At 46.8% G+C, this 20,616-nt stretch carries 19 protein-coding genes; 18 read left to right on the top strand and 1 reads right to left on the bottom strand.

Going from position 1 to position 20,616, the window contains the following annotated elements; all coding sequences use genetic code 11:
• Positions 1–108 precede the first annotated feature (108 nt).
• Positions 109–2,463: a tetratricopeptide repeat protein gene (locus A9237_RS22365; RefSeq protein WP_078609709.1), complete on the top strand. Its 2,355-nt coding sequence runs from the start codon at positions 109–111 to the stop codon at positions 2,461–2,463.
• On the opposite strand, the gene A9237_RS22360 is transcribed toward A9237_RS22365, so the two are convergent.
• Entirely contained in the window at positions 2,450–3,319 is an 870-nt protein-coding gene (locus A9237_RS22360) for a LysR family transcriptional regulator (RefSeq protein WP_078609708.1), read from the bottom strand. The genes A9237_RS22365 and A9237_RS22360 overlap by 14 nt on opposite strands.
• Before the next feature lie 127 nt (positions 3,320–3,446).
• Here A9237_RS22360 and A9237_RS22355 point away from each other — a divergent pair, with 127 nt between their 5' ends.
• From A9237_RS22355 to A9237_RS22275, 17 genes are all read left to right on the top strand, one after another.
• The gene (locus tag A9237_RS22355; RefSeq protein ID WP_020196643.1) at positions 3,447–4,964 is read left to right on the top strand and encodes an arylsulfatase; all 1,518 of its coding nucleotides are present in this window, start codon (positions 3,447–3,449) and stop codon (positions 4,962–4,964) included.
• A 95-nt stretch (positions 4,965–5,059) separates the two neighbouring features.
• Positions 5,060–6,376, top strand: a complete 1,317-nt coding sequence (locus tag A9237_RS22350) for an anaerobic sulfatase maturase (RefSeq protein WP_078609707.1) — start codon at positions 5,060–5,062, stop codon at positions 6,374–6,376.
• A 65-nt stretch (positions 6,377–6,441) separates the two neighbouring features.
• Positions 6,442–7,425, top strand: a complete 984-nt coding sequence (locus A9237_RS22345; RefSeq protein ID WP_038896273.1) for an AAA family ATPase — start codon at positions 6,442–6,444, stop codon at positions 7,423–7,425.
• Between the two features lie 12 nt (positions 7,426–7,437).
• Positions 7,438–8,400 carry a DUF58 domain-containing protein gene (locus tag A9237_RS22340; protein WP_038896274.1) on the top strand — a complete coding sequence of 321 codons (963 nt, stop codon included), beginning with the start codon at positions 7,438–7,440 and terminating at the stop codon, positions 8,398–8,400.
• On the top strand, positions 8,401–8,952 hold the full coding sequence (locus A9237_RS22335) for a DUF4381 domain-containing protein (RefSeq protein ID WP_078609706.1): 552 nt from the start codon (positions 8,401–8,403) through the stop codon (positions 8,950–8,952). It abuts the gene before it with no gap.
• Positions 8,945–10,036: a vWA domain-containing protein gene (locus tag A9237_RS22330; RefSeq protein ID WP_078609705.1), complete on the top strand. Its 1,092-nt coding sequence runs from the start codon at positions 8,945–8,947 to the stop codon at positions 10,034–10,036. Before A9237_RS22335 ends, A9237_RS22330 begins: the two co-directional genes overlap by 8 nt.
• Positions 10,029–11,774 (top strand): vWA domain-containing protein, encoded by a 1,746-nt coding sequence (locus A9237_RS22325; protein WP_078609704.1) that lies wholly within the window; start codon positions 10,029–10,031, stop codon positions 11,772–11,774. Before A9237_RS22330 ends, A9237_RS22325 begins: the two co-directional genes overlap by 8 nt.
• Positions 11,771–13,078, top strand: a complete 1,308-nt coding sequence (locus A9237_RS22320; RefSeq protein ID WP_078609703.1) for a BatD family protein — start codon at positions 11,771–11,773, stop codon at positions 13,076–13,078. Before A9237_RS22325 ends, A9237_RS22320 begins: the two co-directional genes overlap by 4 nt.
• A 607-nt stretch (positions 13,079–13,685) precedes the next feature.
• Positions 13,686–14,084, top strand: coding sequence for an ATP synthase subunit I (locus tag A9237_RS22315; protein WP_005431832.1), 399 nt, complete (start codon positions 13,686–13,688; stop codon positions 14,082–14,084).
• Positions 14,085–14,852, top strand: a complete 768-nt coding sequence (gene atpB, locus A9237_RS22310; RefSeq protein ID WP_005533315.1) for a F0F1 ATP synthase subunit A — start codon at positions 14,085–14,087, stop codon at positions 14,850–14,852. It begins immediately after the preceding gene.
• 49 nt (positions 14,853–14,901) lie between these two features.
• Positions 14,902–15,138, top strand: coding sequence for a F0F1 ATP synthase subunit C (gene atpE, locus A9237_RS22305; protein WP_004727739.1), 237 nt, complete (start codon positions 14,902–14,904; stop codon positions 15,136–15,138).
• A 43-nt stretch (positions 15,139–15,181) separates the two neighbouring features.
• Positions 15,182–15,652, top strand: coding sequence for a F0F1 ATP synthase subunit B (locus tag A9237_RS22300; RefSeq protein WP_005431830.1), 471 nt, complete (start codon positions 15,182–15,184; stop codon positions 15,650–15,652).
• A gap of 8 nt (positions 15,653–15,660) precedes the next feature.
• Positions 15,661–16,203 (top strand): F0F1 ATP synthase subunit delta, encoded by a 543-nt coding sequence (locus A9237_RS22295; protein ID WP_005431763.1) that lies wholly within the window; start codon positions 15,661–15,663, stop codon positions 16,201–16,203.
• Between the two features lie 12 nt (positions 16,204–16,215).
• Positions 16,216–17,754, top strand: a complete 1,539-nt coding sequence (gene atpA / locus A9237_RS22290) for a F0F1 ATP synthase subunit alpha (RefSeq protein ID WP_005437731.1) — start codon at positions 16,216–16,218, stop codon at positions 17,752–17,754.
• A 21-nt stretch (positions 17,755–17,775) separates the two neighbouring features.
• Positions 17,776–18,636 carry a F0F1 ATP synthase subunit gamma gene (gene atpG / locus A9237_RS22285; RefSeq protein ID WP_005431811.1) on the top strand — a complete coding sequence of 287 codons (861 nt, stop codon included), beginning with the start codon at positions 17,776–17,778 and terminating at the stop codon, positions 18,634–18,636.
• 23 nt (positions 18,637–18,659) lie between these two features.
• On the top strand, positions 18,660–20,045 hold the full coding sequence (gene atpD, locus A9237_RS22280) for a F0F1 ATP synthase subunit beta (protein WP_005431749.1): 1,386 nt from the start codon (positions 18,660–18,662) through the stop codon (positions 20,043–20,045).
• 15 nt (positions 20,046–20,060) lie between these two features.
• Positions 20,061–20,498, top strand: a complete 438-nt coding sequence (locus A9237_RS22275) for a F0F1 ATP synthase subunit epsilon (RefSeq protein WP_005431788.1) — start codon at positions 20,061–20,063, stop codon at positions 20,496–20,498.
• Positions 20,499–20,616: the final 118 nt, after the last annotated feature.

The following is a 20,616-nucleotide window of genomic DNA, read 5'->3' as shown; positions in this document are numbered from 1 at the left end:
GCCTCTTTGTGATGTCGGCTGGAAGTTTTTCTTACATTTCAGTCATTTTGCTCAAAATCTCAACTATATTTGTTTTTAGAATAAAAAGAATCACACACAAGGACAGTTATGACTCAGTGGGCATGTTGGAAGCAGGCTCTGATCGGCCTAGCAGCGCTCGTCAGTTTTTCTCTGTTTGCACAAGAAACGCTTTCTTCACAAGAACCTCTTGTTGAGCAGCAAGTAGGGACGGACACTCCTAAATCAATCGATTCCTCGAAGCTTACCTATGTTGGTAGTGAAGCGTGTATTGATTGCCACAAGAAAGAAACCGAAGCGTGGCAGGGTTCTCATCACGATATGGCGATGCGTCATGCCGATGCGGAATCTGTTCTCGGTGACTTTGATGACCACACATTCACCTTTGAAGGGAAGCCAAATCGCTTCTATCGAAAAGGGGAAGAGTATTGGGTAAACATCCAAGGGCCTGATGGTGAGTGGCATGATTACAAAATCAGCTACACCTTTGCGTGGGAGCCGCTTCAACAATACATGGTGGAATTCGAAGACGGACGCGTGCAGCTAATTCCTTTCGCTTGGGATTCGCGAACCAAGCAAGAAGGCGGGCAGCGCTGGTTCCATCTTTATCCCGATACCACCCCAAAAGATGAGTTCTACTGGACGAACACAGGCCAGAATTGGAACTTCATGTGTGCTGATTGCCATTCAACCAATCTAGAAAAAAACTACGATGCAACAGCCAATAACTATTCGACGACATGGTCAGAAATCAACGTCGGTTGCGAAGCATGTCATGGCCCAGCCAGCGAACACGTCGAGCTCGCCAAACAAGCGGAAAAATCTGGGAATACCATCGCCTCAGCGAACCACTATGGTTTTGACCGAGATTTAGGTATGGCAGTAAAAGAGTGGGTCTACGAAGAAGGGCACAGTACGCTTCAGCCAAAAGAAATCGTGATGACTCATCAAGTTCAAACCTGTGCGCAGTGCCATAGTCGTCGTACGCAGTTAAATGAAAGCGCAGACCACGTCAAAGGCTCATTCCTAGATAAATACCGCCTCAGCTTAATTACACCAGAGCTTTATTATAACGATGGTCAAATCTACGATGAAGATTACGTTTATGGCTCATTTTTACAGTCAGCCATGGCAGAGAAAGGGGTAACCTGTACCAACTGTCACGATCCTCATACCGCAGAGCTAAAAATCCCTGAAGAAGCGGTTTGTGCTCAGTGCCATATTGCGTCTGACTACATGCCGGAGAATCACACGTTCCATGAGGCAAATACCGAGGCATCCAAATGCACCACTTGTCACATGCCGGAAACGACCTACATGCAAGTTGACCCGCGTCGTGACCACAGTTGGCATGTGCCACGTCCGGATCTAAGCCAACACATCAATACGCCAAACGTCTGTACATCATGCCATGAAGACGAAACCAACCAGTGGGCGGATCAGAAAATAGGCGAGTGGTTCCCGAATTCGAAATACCGTAATCAACAACACTTTGCAGTGGCATTCTACGCCGATTCTATTGGTCATCGCGGTGCGCCTGATGCGTTAGCTTATTCCGCTCAAGACTCATCGTTGAGTGACATTATTCGCGCCTCCGCGCTGGAGCGCATGGGCGGCAATACTGGTCAAAATACCTTGGTATCTCTGGCTCGTGCGGTGAAGCATGAAAGTGACATGATTCGTCTAGGCGCTGTTGCTGGGTCTTCTGGTTATGAGTTCAGTGACCGCTGGCAAATTCTCGAACCATTATTGAGCGACCCAGTCTTATCTGTACGTGCAGAAGCCGCAGGCGCACTGGTTCGCCATTATCCAGAAATGAATCCTTTGCAACGTGACAAGATTAAACAGCCATTGGAAGACTACATGGCAATCCAACGCTTTAATGCTGACCGAGGCTTTGGGCGAACGAACCTAGCGAATGTCTATCGAGACCTTGGTGACACAGACAAAGCCATTGCGTCTTACCAAAAGGCGATTGAAATAGAACCTTACTTCGAGAACAGCTATGCAAACTTAGCCGATTTGTATCGTGCACAGGGCAACGACAAAAAAGCATTAGAAACCTTGATGGCAGGGATTGAAGCTCAGCCGAAATCGAGTGCTTTGCCATACAGTGCAGGATTAGCTTGGTTGCGAGTAGGTGACAGTGTGAAAGCCAACCAATACTTAAAACAAGCGGCGGAAACCGCAGAGCGAAACCCACAGTATTGGTATGTTTATGGGCTCGCTCTGGAGAAATCAGACGTGCTTGCGGCCAGCAAAGCGTTGAACACCGCTTACAAAGTGGGAGGCAACCCACAGCACTTGTTTGCGGAATGTGAGGTGCTGGCTAGAAACTACAATGACGGCTCAGTTGCATTTGCTTTTGAGCAGTGTTTGAAGCAACTGGGAGAGTTTGCGCCAGCTGACGTGATTCAGCGTTTAAGAGCCTCTATAAATCAATAGGAGCAGCATGGGCAAACTCAAGTTGTTGCTTGACCTGTTCCCTTAAGCGCTGATGAGCAGGATTGTGCTCATCGCGCTTGTGATACACAAATTTATAAGGAATATGGTCGATTTCTATCGGGCACTCAAGGACCTGTAACTTGAGTGCCTTACTCCATTTCATCGCAAACGAACGAGAGACAACACCTAAGCAATCTCGCTGTGCAACGTACATTGCCATACCTGCCAAAGATGACGTTACGATCTCTACATTTCGCTCCTGAATCGGCTCTTTTGCCAGCTGTTCGAAGCCAGAAGTGTTATTCCATTTACCTGAGAACATACAGTGATTTTCACGATAAAAATCTTCTCGACTCAATGTTCCTTGGATTCTTGGGTGACTTTGACGACAGATGATCATTGCAGGCTCATGGTAGGCGTTTTCAATCACGAAAGAAGAGTCTTTGGTGATGATGGTATCAATCACCAAGTCCATTTTTTGCTGACGAATTTGTTCAAACAACAAGTATTTTTCCGGTGGAGACTCGTGGAAAACCACGTTTTCAATCGGATTTAAACTGTGGAGTAAGGTTTCTGAGCAGCAGACTTGAAAAGTGGTTCTTTCTGAAATGGCGTTGTCTACGATGCTCACTGCCTGACGAAACTGCGGCATGAGTTGATACGCGGTCGAAGTAGGTGCGATCCCTCGTCCTTGTTTGACGAAAAGCTGTTTTCCGACCACTTGTTCGAGCCGTTTAATCGAAGCGCTTACCGCAGGTTGTGTAAGGCCTAAATGGTCGGCCGCTTTGGTGTAGGACTGGTACTCAGCCACCACCAAAAAAGTTTGAATCAAGTTTAAGTCCATCTCGTTACCCATAAACTAAATTTATATATCAACGTATCTGAACTCTATTTATCCGTCAAATGACAAGCTTTATCTTAATCAAATCTTGGTATCTGATTTTCTACCAAGATTAGCAGCAACGGATTTATGGAGCCCTTTTATGGCAAACCACGATAAAAAACGCGGCAAGAAGCTGGTATTAAACGCTTGCACGCTTGCGATTGGAGCGGCATCAGCGACCGCTTATTCGGCAGAACAACCTAACATTCTCGTTATCTTTGGTGACGATGTCGGTTACTGGAACTTGAGTGCATACAACGGTGGCATGCTGGCTTACAGCACACCAAACATTGATAGCATTGCAAGAGACGGTGCTAAGTTTACCAACTTCTACGCTCAGCAAAGCTCAACCGCAGGTCGCTCTGCGTTCATCACGGGACAAATGCCAAAACGTACCGGCTTGTCTAAGGTAGGTTTGCCAGGAGCGAAAGAAGGGATTTCTGAGAAAGATCCAACTATTGCGACATTGCTACGTGACCTTGGTTACGCAACGGGCCAATTTGGTAAAAACCACCTTGGCGACCGCGATGAACACTTGCCGACCAACCACGGTTTCGACGAGTTCTTTGGTAACCTTTACCACTTAAATGCGGAAGAAGAGCCGGAGAACGTAGACTACCCACAAGATCCTGAATTCAAGAAGAAGTTTGGACCTCGTGGTGTGATCCACTCTTATGCGGATGGCAAGATTGAAGACACGGGGCCATTGACGCGCAAACGCATGGAAACGGTTGATGACGAGTTCCTAGATGAAGCTGAGAAGTTTATCGAGAAACAAGTCAAAGCCGACAAGCCATTCTTTACGTGGTTTAACACCACGCGCATGCATAACTTCACGCACGTTCCAGACGACTACAAAGGCAAAACAGGCGCAGGTTTCTACGCTGATGGTGTGAAGCAACACGATGATCAAATTGGCCACTTGCTCAATAAGATTAAAGAGCTTGGCGTCGATGACAACACCATCATTGTTTACACCACAGATAATGGCCCAATGATCAACTTGTGGCCAGACGCGGGTATGACGCCGTTCCGTAGTGAGAAAAACACAGGTTGGGAAGGTGGCTTCCGCGTTCCTGCGGTAATTAAGTGGCCAGGTCATATTCAAGCGGGCACGACGTTTAACGGCATTATGTCTTTGGAAGATTTCTTACCAACATTGGTGGCTGCGGCGGGCAACAGCAACGTCAAAGAAGAGTTGTTGAAAGGCAAGAAAGTGGGCGATATGAACTACAACGTTCACTTAGACGGTTACAACCAACTGCCATACCTAACCGGTAAAACGGACAAGTCTGCGCGTAACGAGTTTGTTTACTGGAGTGATGACGGCGATTTACTGGCTCTGCGCTACGGTAAGTACAAATACCATTTCATGATCCAAGAAAACGAAACCGGTTTGGATATCTGGAAGAAACCATTTACCAAACTCCGTGTACCACAAATCTATGATTTGAGTATCGACCCATTTGAGCGTGGAGATACTGGTATGGGTTACGACCGTTGGATGTACGAACGTTCATTCTTGATGATGCCTGCGGTTGAAAAAGTAAAAGAGGTCATGGAAACCTTCAAAGAGTACCCGCCGCGTATGGCTCCGGGCTCGTTTGTTCCGAAATAACGTTTTGTCCATAGGTCGATAGACCCTAGTTATTGTCCTTAAATACAGCGCCCAACTTGGGCGCTGACTTTCTTCTGCTTTCGAGATCGTTCTTTATGAAAAAACAAACTCACATTCATACCACTCAAATGGCATTAACTCCCCTCAAAACGGCGTTTGCATCTAACAGTGAAAAAGTCGAACGACGTTTTCACGTGATGGCGAAACCGGGCGGGGCGAAATGCAATATCGATTGTCAGTACTGTTTTTATCTGCATAAAGATGAATTACTCAATCAAGGCACTCAACCAAAAATGGATGATGCAACACTTGAGGCATTCATAAAGAGCTATATCGAAAGCCAAGACGGTGACGAGATTGTGTTTTCTTGGCAGGGTGGTGAGCCAACACTGTTGGGGTTGGATTACTTCAAAAAGATTGCCGAACTGCAGAACAAGTACGCTAAACCGGGTGTTCGCATCGAAAACGACCTTCAAACTAATGGTCTTTTATTGAACGAGGCTTGGTGTCAGTTTCTGCATGACCATGGTTTTCTGGTTGGTCTATCGATTGATGGCCCTGAATTTATCCACGATAAATACCGCAAAACCCGAAGTGGAAAACCGACCTTTCAACGCGTCATGCAAGCCGTTGCTCTGATGAAGCGTCATAATGTGTCATTCAATGCGTTGGTGACAGTAAACCGCTTTAACGCGAAATATCCGCTCGAAGTATATCGCTTCCTCACTCAAGAACTCGGTGTCACTTATATCCAATTCACACCTTGTGTTGAACCTCGCTCTTTCACTCAAACCGCTCCCCATTTCTGGAAAGAAAACATGTCGCCAAAACTTGGAAGCGAATTAGCAAAGCCAGGACATTTGATGTCGGTCGTTACGGATTGGTCGGTCGATGCAGAAGAGTGGGGCCAGTTTCTTATTGCTGTATTTGAAGAATGGGTGAACAACGATCTTGGCAGAGTCTTGGTCAACCTTTTCGAAACCGCTGTCGCGCAAGTTATGGGGATGCCTTCGCAGTTGTGTGTTAGCGCAGAGTTCTGCGGCAAAGGTCTAGCGATTGAACACAATGGAGACGTGTTTAGCTGTGATCACTACGTTTATCCAGAATACCAACTGGCGAACATTCATGACCGATCACTGAATGAAATTGCTATCTCAACTCGTCAATACAGCTTTGGCATGGCGAAAAAGTCTTCTTTGCCGCAATACTGCCTTGATTGCCCGTATTTGAAGTATTGCTGGGGAGAATGCCCAAAAAATCGGCTACTTACCGCGCCGAATGGTGAGGCTGGTCTAAACTACTTGTGTCCGGGAATAAAAATGTTCTTTGACCATTCGCTGCCAATTCTGGTTGGCATATCAAGGTTAATAAAGTCTTACAACTCAGGTGAATATAGCGAATATAACCTTTAGTTATTACTTTCAGTCTTATACTCAACTTTTAACGCTCAGGCTCCCGTAAACTCAATAGGTAGACTATGAACCACGCACAACAAGCCATTAATGAATTAATCGAACAAACTGAAAAAAGCGTCATTGGACAAAGCCATGTGGTTCAGGCTTTGGTGATAGGGTTACTGACCAATGGTCACGTACTTTTAGAGGGCTTACCGGGAACGGCAAAAACCCGCTCGGTAAAGTCACTTGCCAACCTACTTAACACCAGCTTTGGTCGTATTCAGTTTACTCCCGACTTATTACCTTCAGACGTGACGGGTACCGAAGTGTACCAAGAGTTGGATGGTAAGCCTCAGTTGCACTTCCAACCGGGACCAATCTTCAATAGCATTGTGTTGGCGGATGAGGTGAACCGTGCGCCAGCAAAAGTACAAGCTGCGCTGCTAGAAGCGATGGCAGAAGGCACGATTACGGTGGGTGATAAGACCCACGTCTTGCCTGAGTTGTTTATGGTGCTTGCAACGCAAAACCCAGTTGAACAAGAGGGTACTTACCCATTGCCAGAAGCGCAGATGGACCGCTTTATTATGAAAGTGACCGTCGACTACCCAGAAGATGAAGCAGAGCGTGACATTATTCGCTTGGTGCGCAGCGAAGAGTTGGGGTCAGAAACCAGTAGCGAATTAGTGACGCCACAACACATTGAACCAGAGCTCGTTATTGAAGCGCGACGTCAATTACCAAATATTACTGTTTCCGATTTAGTAGAGAACTACATCGTGGCGCTTGTGATGGCGACACGTAAACCAGAACGTTACGCCGATTCCCAACTACAAAAATGGATCGAAATCGGCTCAAGTCCTCGTGCCTCTATTGCTTTAGACAAATGTGCCCGCGCTTATGCGTGGTTACAAGGGCGTGACCATGTAACGCCTGATGATGTGCGTGCAATGGTGCCTTCGGTACTGGGACATCGCTTCTCACTATCTTACGATGCGCTTGCCGATGGTGTTGATCATCAACGTGTGGTGCAAGAGTTGCTTGATTGTGTAGAAATCGGATAAGCGGGAGGGACTATGGCAAAGCCAACGCTTGCTCCTCAATCCCAAGGGCTCGACCCGCGCTTGTATTGCGATTACTCACGATTGGTGCGTTTACAAGCGCAAGCCGAATCCTTCAGTTTACTGCCTCACTTAAAAGCGGGCAGTGTGCTTTCTGGTCGTCATAACTCGTTATTCCGCGGACGTGGTTTGAACTTTGAAGAACTGCGTCACTACCAACTAGGGGACGACATCCGAAACCTAGATTGGAAAGTCACCATGCGCACAGGTAAGCCTCATGTGCGCAGTTACACCGAAGAAAAAGACCGTAATGTGATTGTCTGTGTAGATCAGCGCAGTGCGATGTTTTTCGCCTCGACCGAGGTCATGAAATCTGTGGTCGCTGCTGAAGTGGCGGCTATGTGTGGCTGGCGAGTATTGAAAGACGGTGACCGAGTCGGGTTTGTTATCGCCTCTGATTCTGCTCTATACCACAGCAAAGCTCAGCGTTCCCAAAACGATTTGCTCGCTCAACTGAAACGACTCTCTCAAGCCAACCAGCGCTTAAATGTGGACTCGTTAGATTCAGACAAAGTGACGTTCAGTAAATGGATTGAGCTCATCAAACGGATGAAGCTAAAACAATCCACGCTGATTTTCATCAGTGATTGGCGCGATTGCGAAGAGCACCATCTTGATCACCTTAAGCAGCTTCAACAGCACAACGATGTTCTCGCGGTGATGGTAAGCGATCCTTTAGAGCAGTCGCTTCCTCAAGATTTGGCAAAAGTGAAATGGGTGATTGGTGATGGTCGTTACCAGCTCAACCTAGACAGTAAAGCCAAAGTCGATGCCGCCAGTGCCAGTTTGGTTGAGAAAGCCCAGTTGCAACGTCAATCATTGGCGCAACTCATGGCAATCAAAAAGCTGCCTCATATCGAAATCGATACAACAGGTGACCACATTACTCAATTCCAAAAACTCGTTGGAGGCCGATAAATGACAGACTTACACATGCCTCCAAGCACGTATATTCTGCGTGAGCTGCATGACGTCGCGGTGCCAGAAAGCGTCAGCTGGGTGCCACAAACCATTGGTTGGAAGATCCTTGCAATTGTGGGTGCGATTGTACTCATGTATGTCGGCTACCGACTGGCACACCACTGGTGGGATAACCGTTACCGTAAAGAAGCTATTGAAGCGATTTCTCGTTTAACCCCTGATGACGCCAGCATGCCGAAAGCGCTGTTCTCGATTCTGAAAATCGTCTTGATTCACCTTGATAGCTCTCATGCTCGCTTGTTTGATACTGCGTTCCTGCGCAAGTTAGATGAGCTTAACCCTAAGCATAAAATGTTTGATGACGAAGTCTCGAAGCGATGGCTGCAAAGTATCGTTGACCCAAGTATTGAACTGGAAAAAACAGAGCGTTTACAACTTCTTGAACGCGCAACTGAGTGGGTGAAAGAGCACGATGAGAACGCTCACAACATTGAAAAGCGCACGCTTGCCTACAAAGCGCGTGCATTAAAAGGAGGTCGCCATGGGTGATCTTCTTGCCTCATGGCTTGGCATGAGCAGCTTTGAATTTGAGCATCCGCTTTGGTTCATCATCTTGCCGCTGCCTTTAGTGGTGTATTTCCTCGTCCCAGCTTACCGCACCAAACAAATGGCCATCAAAGTGCCGTTCTTTAGTCAGCTTGTGGACGCCATTGGTGAAACCCCATCAGAAGGGGCAAGCCAACTCACTCCGAGCTGGTGGCAGCGCGCAACGCTCATCATCTCTTGGCTTTTGGTCGTGACCGCAATGGCAAAGCCGACAGTGCTTGGCGAGCCACAGGTGCGTGAAAGCTTAGGCCGAGATGTTATGGTCGTCGTCGATTTGTCTGGCTCAATGGCAGAGCAAGACTTCACGTCCAAAACCGGTGAAAAGATCTCTCGTCTCGATGCAGCCAAAGAAGTTTTGAGTGACTTTGCCAAAACGCGCAAAGGCGACCGCTTAGGTTTGATCTTGTTCGGCGATGCGGCATTTGTGCAAACCCCGTTCACGCCTGATCAAAAAGTATGGTTAGAGCTGCTTAACCAAACGGACGTGGCGATGGCTGGGCAAAGCACTCACTTAGGTGATGCAATTGGTTTGGCGATTAAGGTGTTTGAGCAAAGTGAAAAGTCGCGTACCGACGTAGAAGATAGCAAAGAGAAAGTCGCCATTGTTCTAACGGATGGTAATGATACCGGAAGCTTCGTTGAACCGATTGATGCGGCGAAAGTCGCGAAAGCCAAAGATGTACGCATCCACGTGATTGCAATGGGTGATCCACAAACCGTGGGTGAAACTGCACTAGATATGAATACGATCAAACGTATTGCGAAAGAGTCCGGTGGTGAAGCGTTTGAAGCGCTCAACCGTGACGAACTTGCTAAAGCCTATGATGAGATTGGTAAGTTAGAGCCACAGCTTTATGAGAGTACCACTTACCGTCCTAAGCAAAGTTTGCATCATTACTTAATGGCTTTGGTGGTTGCGATGTACTTAACCGCGTTCTCGTTGGCTACATTTAAGCGTCGTCGACTATCAGTGAACAGTGAAGGCTCTGCACAAGCAGACAACGTAGAAGGAGAGCACCATGTTTGATTCTCCTTTCTCTAGCATGGGGCTAGAACAGTTTGTCACACAGTTCCATTTCATTCGTCCAATGTGGCTATTGGCGTTCATCCCGATGTTTCTTTTGCTTTGGTTAAGGTGGCGAGAAGAATCCAAGCCAAGCTGGAAAGACATTCTTCCTGAGCATTTACGTAAAGCCTTAACGATTGGCGACTATGGTTGGCGAAAACAACTGCCGCTCAAGCTACTTATGGTGATAGTAGCGATTGCCATCATCATCTGTGCTGGACCTTCTTGGGAGCGCCAAGCTTCACCGTTTGGCGAAGACAAAGCCTCCATGCTGGTGGTGTTGGACAACAACGATTCAATGTTACAAAAAGACCTTCCGCCAAGCCGTTTGGAACGTTCTAAGCAAAAGATCCGTGACCTCTTGGCCGCACGGAAAGGTGGCAGCACTGGGTTGGTTGTGTATGCGGGTTCTGCTCATGTCGCAATGCCTGTGACGCAGGACAGCAAAGTATTCGAACCGTTTCTAGCGGCGATAACACCAGAAATCATGCCAGTGGAAGGTAAACTTGCTGAAACGGCGTTGCCTTTGATTGACCAACAATTACAAGGCCAACCGGGTTCTACGGTTTTGTTGGTTACGGATGGCGTCAATCCTGCAACCATTACCGCTTACAAAAACTACTTTGCAGACAAGCCTTATCAATTGCTTATCTTGGCTGCGGGTAACTCGGACATTGTTTCTAACAACCCAGTCGATTTGGACTCGTTAAACAATCTTGCCAGTGCGACAGGTGGACGCCTTGTTGAAGTGACGGTAGATAACAGCGACATAGAGAAGCTGAATCGCTTTGTTGAGCGAAACATGCAACTCAATGGCGAATCATCAATGCCTTGGAAAGACATGGGCTATCAACTGTTGTTCCCAATTGCTCTCATTATGATGCTTTGGTTCCGCAAAGGCTGGCTAGTGCAATGGTGTGTGGTGGCGATGGTATCAACGTCTTTGTTTATAGCGCCAAAAGCCATGGCGGAAACGGTATCGCTCAAAGCGGATAAGCCTGAAGTGGTGCAAGAGGTAACCGTCTGGGATAAAGCGTCTCAATGGTGGTGGGATTTATGGCTCACGCCAAATCAACAAGGGCAACGTTTGTTCAACAAAAACGAATACCTTGAGGCAGCAAAGCACTTTACGGATCCGTTGCGTAAAGGGACAGCTTATTACTACGCAGGCGAATACAAACTGGCTCATACCGCTTTCTTGGAGATGCAAAACGATCCATCAGATGCGGTAAAAGACTATGGCTTGTACAACGCTGCGAGTGCGTTGGCACGTCAACGTGAGTATTTGGCCGCACGTAATTTGTTGCAAACACTGGCAGACAAAGACACCTTGAGTGAGCAATTGCGACCAGACGTCGAGCACAACCTAAAAGTCATTGGTGGCATTGTCGAAGAGATTAATCGCACCAGTGAAAGCCAAGCGGGGACAACAGACGGACCCGAAGAGTCGTTTGAACTGGGTGACAACCCGCAAACAGCTGATGGGGCAGACGAAAAAACCGCGGCTGAATTAATGCTGAAAGAGAAACTCAATGCGAACGAAATCCTTGGTAGCCAAGAACTGGCGGATAAGTGGTTAAAACGTGTAGAGGCCGATCCTAAGTACTTCTTGCGCGCTAAATTCCAAATTCAACTGCGTGAGCCCGTGAAAACGCAGCCACAACCGCAACGACAACAAGAAGAGGAGCAAGCACAATGATGAATGTAATCAAACTTGGCGCTGACTCCGTGGTTGGGCGTTTAAGCACCATCTTGATGATGTTTACTTTGTTTTTCACTGGCTTGGCGAACGCACAAGATATTCAAGACTTGCAGCGCAGCAATGACGTAGAGTTATTAGCGTGGGTTGGCAAGCAGGGAGCAGGGGCCGATACGAAGGAAGCCCCTAAGTTCAGTGTGAATGAGCAGGTGATCTTGTACATCGAAGTTGCAACGCCTCGTTGGTTCACTGGTGGTACACGCATTGGCAGCGTAGAAATCCCTAACGTGATTGCAAAGCAGCGTAACCAATTAGCAACCAACTATACCGAGCGCAAAGGGGGGCAAACGTGGTCTCGTCAGCGTTGGGAAATAACCTTGTATCCGCAAGCCTCGGGGCAGTTTGTGATTCCACCTGTCGCCGTTGGTGTGCAAGTCTCTGCGCCTGATGGTTCGAAAGTGGCTGGTACGCTTTATACGCAGCCAATTAAGTTCGAAGCGTCTATGCCTTCTGGTTTGCTCAGTGATGACTCTGCGTGGTTTACCGCGACTAAAGTGAGTGTGGATCAGAAATGGACAACGTCTAACGATGAGCTGAAAGTCGGTGATGCAATCACTCGCACCATAACGATCAATGCACAAGACAGTTTGTCAGTGTTGCTTCCAGACTTGTTATCCAATGATTCTACTGCCAGTTATCAAGCGTATCCTCAACCAAACCGCTTAGACGATAAGCAAACACGTGGCGATTACCAGTCGAGTCGAATAGAAGAAAGCGTGTATGTGATCCAACAGGGCGGTGAGTTCACCTTGCCTGAACATAAGTTCCAATGGTGGAATAGCAAGAGTAAAAAGCTGGAAACGGTGGTGATTGAGGGTAAGACCTTCAAAGCCAAGCATACATTCAAATCGTTTGTTAGAGCTTATTCGGGCTGGTTGATTGGCAGCGCAGTGACGCTATTGGTTCTCGTTATCGCCGCCTTGAGCATTCACCGTTATTATCGTTCTCGTCCTACGCCGCCTTGGTTGGTATTCAGACGAATGGTGAAAGCGAATCGATGGGGCGCTGCTCGAGCAAGCTTGTATAAGCAGCTGAGAAGCAACACAGGTGGTCTTGAAATGAGTAAAGCCAGTGACACTGATATTTGGCAGAAGCGTTCACAGCGCCTACAAGAGGGGCAGGAGGACGCAAGCTTGATGAATGCGCTTTGGAAAGGGATACAAGCGCTGAAGCCAAAACGCCTTAAGTGGGCGATACCAAAGGCCTTGCCGCAACTCGATAAACAGACAATTAAAAAGAAATAAGAACAAAAAAAGGACGCTGATTCAGCGTCCTTTTTTTGTTCTTTTTAATCGCAATAAGTAAATGGGTTGTCTATTTTAACGTGCTACAACTGACGTAAAGAAATAATATATTTCAAATATATTTAATTCTTATCTTTTAAGTTTTTATTTAAAAGATATTTCATTACGATATTAAACAGGTTTATTAATCGGTTATATATTTACAACTGCTATATTTGAAAATATATAACCTAAAATCACTTCAATTCCTTTCTGATGGAGTGTCACTTCCATGTGACAAGCTTTTCGTCTTAACCCTGATAAAGACGGCTTAATCAATGTATATTTCATTTTTGGTTTGTTCAAATAAAATAACACTTCAAAAATGGAATGATAATTTGCAAGTTTTTCGATTTAGATTATTAAAATTATCGGTGTATATTTCTGGGGAAACGGAAATACGGAGTGATTCCGTTTTGATTTTTAAATATGTGAATAATAATTATCAGATTAAATTTAATTCTGTGTATTAAATTTATCTTAATATAATTCGTCGTCACTAGGCAGCTTTATTTTGTGAAGTTTAATTATCAGAAGTTTAATTCGAAATTATTTTAAAGGGTGATTTATGGAAGCTAATATTCACGACGATCCAATATTGGTGGCAGGCAAGAGGATTCTGATTGCTCAAGCAACTTTGGGTCTGGTATTCATCGCGTATGAGTACATGCGAAGCGGCTCTCTCAGTGCTGAGTCAGCGATTACTGGGGTGCTTATCGCGATTCTTCCATCTCTGTTCGGCATGGTATTCGCGTCCATTAAATCTAGGGTGAAACCAGAAGAGAGTTTGCGTGACCTCATGCATCTGAGTCGAAATATCAAAGTCATTTACACCATTGTGATGTTTGTTTTGACGTTTCGATTTATGGCTCTTCGCAACATCGTGGTCCTGATAGGCTTTTGTGTGACGATGTTTGGTCACTTCTTAACGCCGCTGTTCAGAGATCGCTTCGAAAGGAAGGCATAAATGGAGACTGTCCAGTCCGCTCATGAATATATTGAGCACCACCTGACCTTTCTCACCGCCGGCGACGGTTGGTTTGGAATTAACCTTGATTCCATGATCATGGTCTGGCTGACGGGGCTCGTTTTCATCCTTTCATTCCGTTATGCGGTGACGAAAGGAACGAAAGGAGTACCAGGACGATTCCAGTGTTTGATCGAGATAATATTTGAGTTCGTCGATGATATCGTAAAAGAAATATTTCAAGCTAAGGACAAGTTAATTGGTCCTTTAGCACTGACAATATTTGTTTGGGTGTTATTAATGAATGCCGTGGATTTGTTACCGATTGATTTAATTCCTGCACTTACTCGTGCTGTAGGCGTTGAACACTTCCGTGACTTACCATCCGCCGACGTCAATATTACGATGTCGATGGCATTAGGCGTATTTATTTTGGTGTTGGGTTATACGTTTAAAAACAAAGGCGTGAAAGGTTTTATTAAAGAGTTAACTACTCAACCATTTTCACATCCGCTGTTATATCCAGTGAACTTAGTTCTTGAATTGGTAACGTTAATTTCTAAACCAATATCTTTAGGTCTTCGATTGTTTGGCAATATGTATGCAGGTGAAATGATCTTCATTCTAATTGCATTAATGCCGTGGTGGATGCAATGGGCACTAAGTGTTCCTTGGGCACTGTTCCACATTCTTATTGTTGTTCTTCAAGCATTTATTTTTATGGTACTGACCGTGGTTTATCTCGGCATGGCTGTTGAAGAGCATTAATTTCAAAAATCTTGTTTCTTAATTAAAAAATTCAATTCTAGGAGTTGTTATGGATATCGTTAGCGCAGTTCTTTACGTGGCGGGTGCACTACTGATCGGTCTTGGTGCAGCGGGTGCCGCAGCAGGTATCGGTAACCTTGCAGGTAAATACCTTGAAGGCGTGGCTCGTCAACCTGATTTGACCCCAATGCTTCGTACTCAGTTCTTCATCATGATGGGTCTTGTGGACGCGGTGCCAATGATCGGTGTAGGTATCGGCTTGTACATCATCTTCGCTGTAGCGTAATTCGAATTAATAATTTTCATAACGTTATAGAAGAGAGGGTGCTATGAACTTAAATGCCTCAATGTTTGGTCAGGCGATCTCCTTCGTGATTTTCGTTTGGCTGTGCATGAAATATGTCTGGCCACCACTTGTAAAACTGCTTGATGAGCGTCGTGCTGAAATTGCCCAAGGTCTTGAGCAAACAGAAAAAGCAGCACAAGAGTTAGAACTGGCAAAAGCGAATGGTGAAGCGCTACTGACAGAAGCTCGCTCAAAAGCTCAAGCCATCATCAACCAAGGTAAGCAACGTCAAGAACAGATGGTTGCGGAAGCGGTTGATCTGGCAAATCAAGAGAAAGCGCGCATTGTCGCAGAAGGCAAAGCAGAAGTGGAAAGCGAACGCAGCAAAGTTCGCCAAGAGCTGAAAGATGAAATGGCGGATCTGGTGATTGAAAGTGCCAGCAAGCTGATTAATCGCAATCTGGATAGCTCGGCTAACCGCGACTTGGTGAACCGCTTCATCAACGAAATGTAGGAGGGCACATGTCCGAATTGACAGTGGTAGCTCAACCCTACGCAAAAGCGGCGTTTGATTACGCACGCGACGCAGAATGCTTGGACGATTGGCAACAAATGTTTGCGATTACCCAAGTGGTCTTGGAACAACCTAACACTCTTCTGGTCTTGAATGACCTTGATGAAGACGGTTCTGAACAACCATTGTTGGATCTGATTCTTCATGCTGGTGGTGAATGGTTGAATCAAAACTTCGAGAATTTTCTTCGCATTATGGAAGAGAACAAGCGCCTAAAAGCGCTCAGTGAAGTAAATGTTCAGTTCCAAGAGATGAAAGCGGATTACGAACGAACCATGACAGTAACAGTGCGTGTTTCAGAACCTCTGGATGAGGAACAGATGGCAAGGCTTAAACAAGCGTTAACCGAAAAGTACGGTAAAGCCATCACACTAGAAACACAACTGGATCCATCCCTTGTAGGTGGTGTGGTGATCACAGCAGGGCAGACCGTGTATGACGGCAGTGTCCTCACCAACCTAAGCCGATTGGCGACCAACCTACATGTGTAACGGGGTATAGAAATGCAATTAAATTCAAATGAAATCAGTGAATTAATCAGAGAGCGAATTGTTAACTTCAACCTCGAAAGTGAAGCGAGAAATGAAGGTACTATCGTCTCTGTGAGTGACGGCATCATCACAATTCACGGTCTTGCAGATGTTATGCAAGGCGAGATGCTAGAACTGCCAGATAACCGCTTTGCGTTGGCACTGAACTTAGAGCGTCATTCCGTCGGTGCCGTTGTGATGGGTCCATATGCGGACTTGTCAGAAGGGATGAAAGTAAAAGGCACCGGTCGTATTCTTGAAGTGCCAGTCGGTAACGGTTTGCTAGGTCGTGTAGTGAACACGCTAGGTCAACCAATCGATGGTAAAGGTGCGGTGTCATTCGACCGTATGGACCCTGTTGAGGTGATTGCCCCTGGTGTTATCGACCGTAAGTCTGTCGACCAGCCAATCCAAACCGGTTACAAAGCAGTAGACTCCATGGTGCCAATCGGCCGTGGTCAACGTGAGTTGATCATCGGTGACCGTCAGACAGGTAAAACCGCGATGGCGATTGATGCCATCATCAACCAAAAAGAACTGGGCGTTAAATGTATTTACGTCGCAATTGGTCAAAAAGCATCGACCATTGCCAACGTGGTTCGCAAGCTAGAAGAGCACGGCGCACTAGAAAACACCATCGTTGTGGTTGCGTCAGCATCAGAAGCGGCAGCGCTGCAATACCTAGCGCCATACGCAGGTTGTACCATGGGCGAATACTTCCGTGACCGTGGTGAAGATGCGCTGATTGTTTATGATGATCTATCAAAACAAGCGGTGGCTTACCGTCAAATCTCACTACTTCTAAAACGCCCACCAGGTCGTGAAGCCTTCCCGGGTGATGTTTTCTACCTCCACTCACGCCTACTAGAACGTGCAGCACGTGTTAACGAAGAATACGTAGAGCGATTCACTAACGGTGAAGTAAAAGGCAAAACAGGTTCTCTAACCGCACTGCCAATCATCGAAACCCAAGCGGGTGACGTATCGGCGTTCGTACCAACCAACGTAATCTCGATTACCGATGGTCAAATCTTCCTACAAACTCAGCTATTCAACTCAGGCTTACGTCCAGCGGTTGACCCTGGTATTTCGGTATCTCGTGTAGGTGGTGCAGCGCAAACCAAAGTGATCAAGAAGCTGTCGGGTGGTATCCGTACCGCGTTGGCGCAATACCGTGAATTGGCAGCATTTGCTCAGTTCTCTTCTGACCTAGATGAAGCGACACGACGTCAGCTTGACCACGGTGAGAAAGTAACGGAACTCATGAAGCAGAAACAGTACGCACCAATGACGGTTGCTGAGCAAGCACTGGCGATCTTTGCAGCAGAGAAGGGTTACCTCACTGATGTGGCACTAAACCAAATCTCTCGTTTTGAAGAAGAGTTGATGGCATTTGGTCGTACAAACGCGCAGCCGCTACTGGACAAGATCAACCAATCCGGTGATTACAACGACGAGATCGAGAGTGAGCTACACAGCTTGCTGAAAGAGTTCACTGCGCTGCAATCGTAGGACCACTAACAGGAGTCCGTTATGGCAAATACCAAAGAGATTCGCACCAAAATTGCTAGCGTGAGTAGCACGCAAAAGATTACGAGTGCGATGCAAATGGTCGCCGCCAGCAAGATGCGCAAAGTGCAGGAGAACATGCAGGCGTCCCGTCCTTACGCAGAGAACATGCGTAAGGTTATCGGTCACGTCTCGTCCGGTACGCTGGAGTACAGCCATCCTTTCCTTCAAGAACGCGAAGTGAAGCGAGTGGCTTACATCATCATCTCATCCGATCGAGGTTTGTGTGGTGGCCTGAACAGTAACTTGTTCAAAAAAGTATTGGCAGAAATGCAGGACTGGCAAGAGAAGGGCGTTGAAGTAGATACGACGCTCATCGGTTCGAAAGCAATCAGCTTTTTCCAGTCCCTCGGGAAAGTAATGGCACAGACTTCTGGCCTTGGTGATGCACCAAAACTGGAAGATATGTTGGGTGCGGTTAATGCCATGATGGAGCACTACTCCGAAGGCAAAATCGACCGCTTGTTCCTTGTTTACAACCAATTTGTAAACACCATGGTGCAAAAACCAACGGTATTGCAAATGCTGCCGTTCCCGAAAGAAGACATTTCACGTGATAAAGAGGCTCGTTGGGATTACCTCTACGAGCAGTCTCCTCAAGACATTCTCAACCACCTGATTCAACGCTATGTGGAATCACTGGTTTATCAGGGTGTGGTTGAGAGTATCGCTTGTGAACAAGCCGCGCGGATGATGGCAATGTCTGCCGCGACTGATAACGCAGCGCAACTGATTGAAGACCTACAACTGGTTTACAACAAAGCGCGTCAAGCGGCGATCACTCAAGAGTTGAGTGAAATTGTATCCGGCGCACAAGCGGTTTAGAGAGAGAATTTGAGGTTTAAATTATGAGTATTGGCAAAATCGTCAAAGTCATCGGTGCGGTGGTCGACGTCGAGTTCGAACAAGGCAAAGGCCCGAAAGTTTACGATGCACTGAAAATCAACGATGGCAGCGATGGCTCACTGATGCTGGAAGTTCAGCAACAGTTGGGCGGCGGTGTAGTTCGCTGTATCGCAATGGGTTCTTCAGATGGCCTTAAACGTGGCCTAGAAGTCGAATCTACGGGCAACCCAATCACGGTACCTGTGGGTGAAGAAACCCTAGGTCGTATCATGAACGTGTTGGGTCATCCAATCGATGAATGTGGTCCAATCGGTGAGCAAGTGTCTTACGAGATCCACCGTGATGCACCAAGCTACGAAGAGCAATCTAACAGTACTGCGCTACTAGAAACGGGCGTTAAAGTTATCGACTTGATTTGTCCGTTCGCGAAGGGCGGTAAGATCGGTTTGTTCGGTGGTGCGGGTGTAGGTAAGACGGTAAACATGATGGAGCTTATCAATAACATTGCTAAAGCTCACTCAGGTTTGTCGGTATTTACCGGTGTAGGTGAACGTACTCGTGAGGGTAACGACTTCTACTACGAAATGAAGGAAGCGGGCGTTCTCGACAAAGTAGCCATGGTTTACGGTCAGATGAACGAGCCACCGGGTAACCGTCTACGTGTTGCGCTAACAGGCTTGACCATCGCAGAACGTTTCCGTGATGAAGGTCGTGACGTACTGTTGTTCGTGGATAACATTTACCGTTACACATTGGCAGGTACTGAGGTGTCGGCATTGCTTGGTCGTATGCCATCTGCGGTAGGTTACCAACCAACACTGGCAGAAGAGATGGGTGTGCTTCAAGAGCGTATCACGTCGACTAAGAATGGTTCTATCACGTCTATCCAAGCGGTTTACGTACCAGCGGATGACTTGACCGACCCATCGCCAGCAACCACGTTTGCGCACTTGGATGCGACCGTTGTTCTGTCTCGTAACATCGCTGCTTTGGGTCTGTACCCAGCGATTGACCCATTGGATTCAACATCACGTCAGCTTGATCCTCAAGTCGTTGGTCAAGAGCACTACGATGTGGCGCGTAAAGTTCAGCAAACGCTGCAACGTTACAAAGAGCTAAAAGACATCATTGCCATCCTAGGTATGGATGAACTGTCTGAAGAAGATAAGCGCTTGGTATCTCGTGCTCGTAAAGTTGAACGTTTCCTAACTCAGCCTTACCACGTAGCTGAAGTGTTTACGGGTCAACCGGGTGTATTCGTTCCGCTAAAAGATACCATTGCAGGCTTCAAAGCGCTGCTTGATGGTCAGTACGATGACATCCCAGAGCAGGCATTTATGTACTGCGGCAACATCGACGAAGTGCTTGAAAAAGCGAAAAAACTGTAAAGCGCGGGAGGCAATATGGCCATAGCGGTTTCACAAAATACGTTTCAGCTGAATGTGGTAAGTGCAGAGGGCACACTTTACTCAGGTCCAGCGCACGCTATCGCGGTAGCAGGTGCGGATGGTGAGTTAGGTATTCGTCCTGGTCACTCACCGCTGATCAGTAAAATCAAGCCGGGTGTTGCTCGTATTACCGGTGACTTGTCGAAGCCTGAAGAGATTCTGTATGTCTCTGGTGGTTTGGTCGAAGTCCAACCTGATGTGGTTACTGTGCTAGCGGATACTGCGCTTCATGGTAAAGACATCGACAAAGCAAGGGCAGAAGAAGCTCGCAGAGCGGCGGAAGAAAACATTCGCGCGCATGTGGACGACATCAGCTTTGCACAGGCACACATGGAGTTGAACAAAGCATTGGCGCAACTTCGTGCAGTAGAACTAACGATGAGAATTCGTTAGTCACTTTTTCGGAATGCGGTCTGAAGAGTGGTAATTAACGGGGCAACTTCGGTTCGCCCCGTTTTATTTTTTGTGAAAATCATAAAGGGATTGATTTGTTTGGAGAGGCCAAACGTAA

It is taken from the genome of Vibrio owensii, assembly GCF_002021755.1.
Lineage (GTDB): Bacteria > Pseudomonadota > Gammaproteobacteria > Enterobacterales > Vibrionaceae > Vibrio > Vibrio owensii.
The sequence above is the reverse complement of the archived record's forward strand: the minus strand, read 5'-3'. Positions and strand labels throughout refer to the sequence as shown.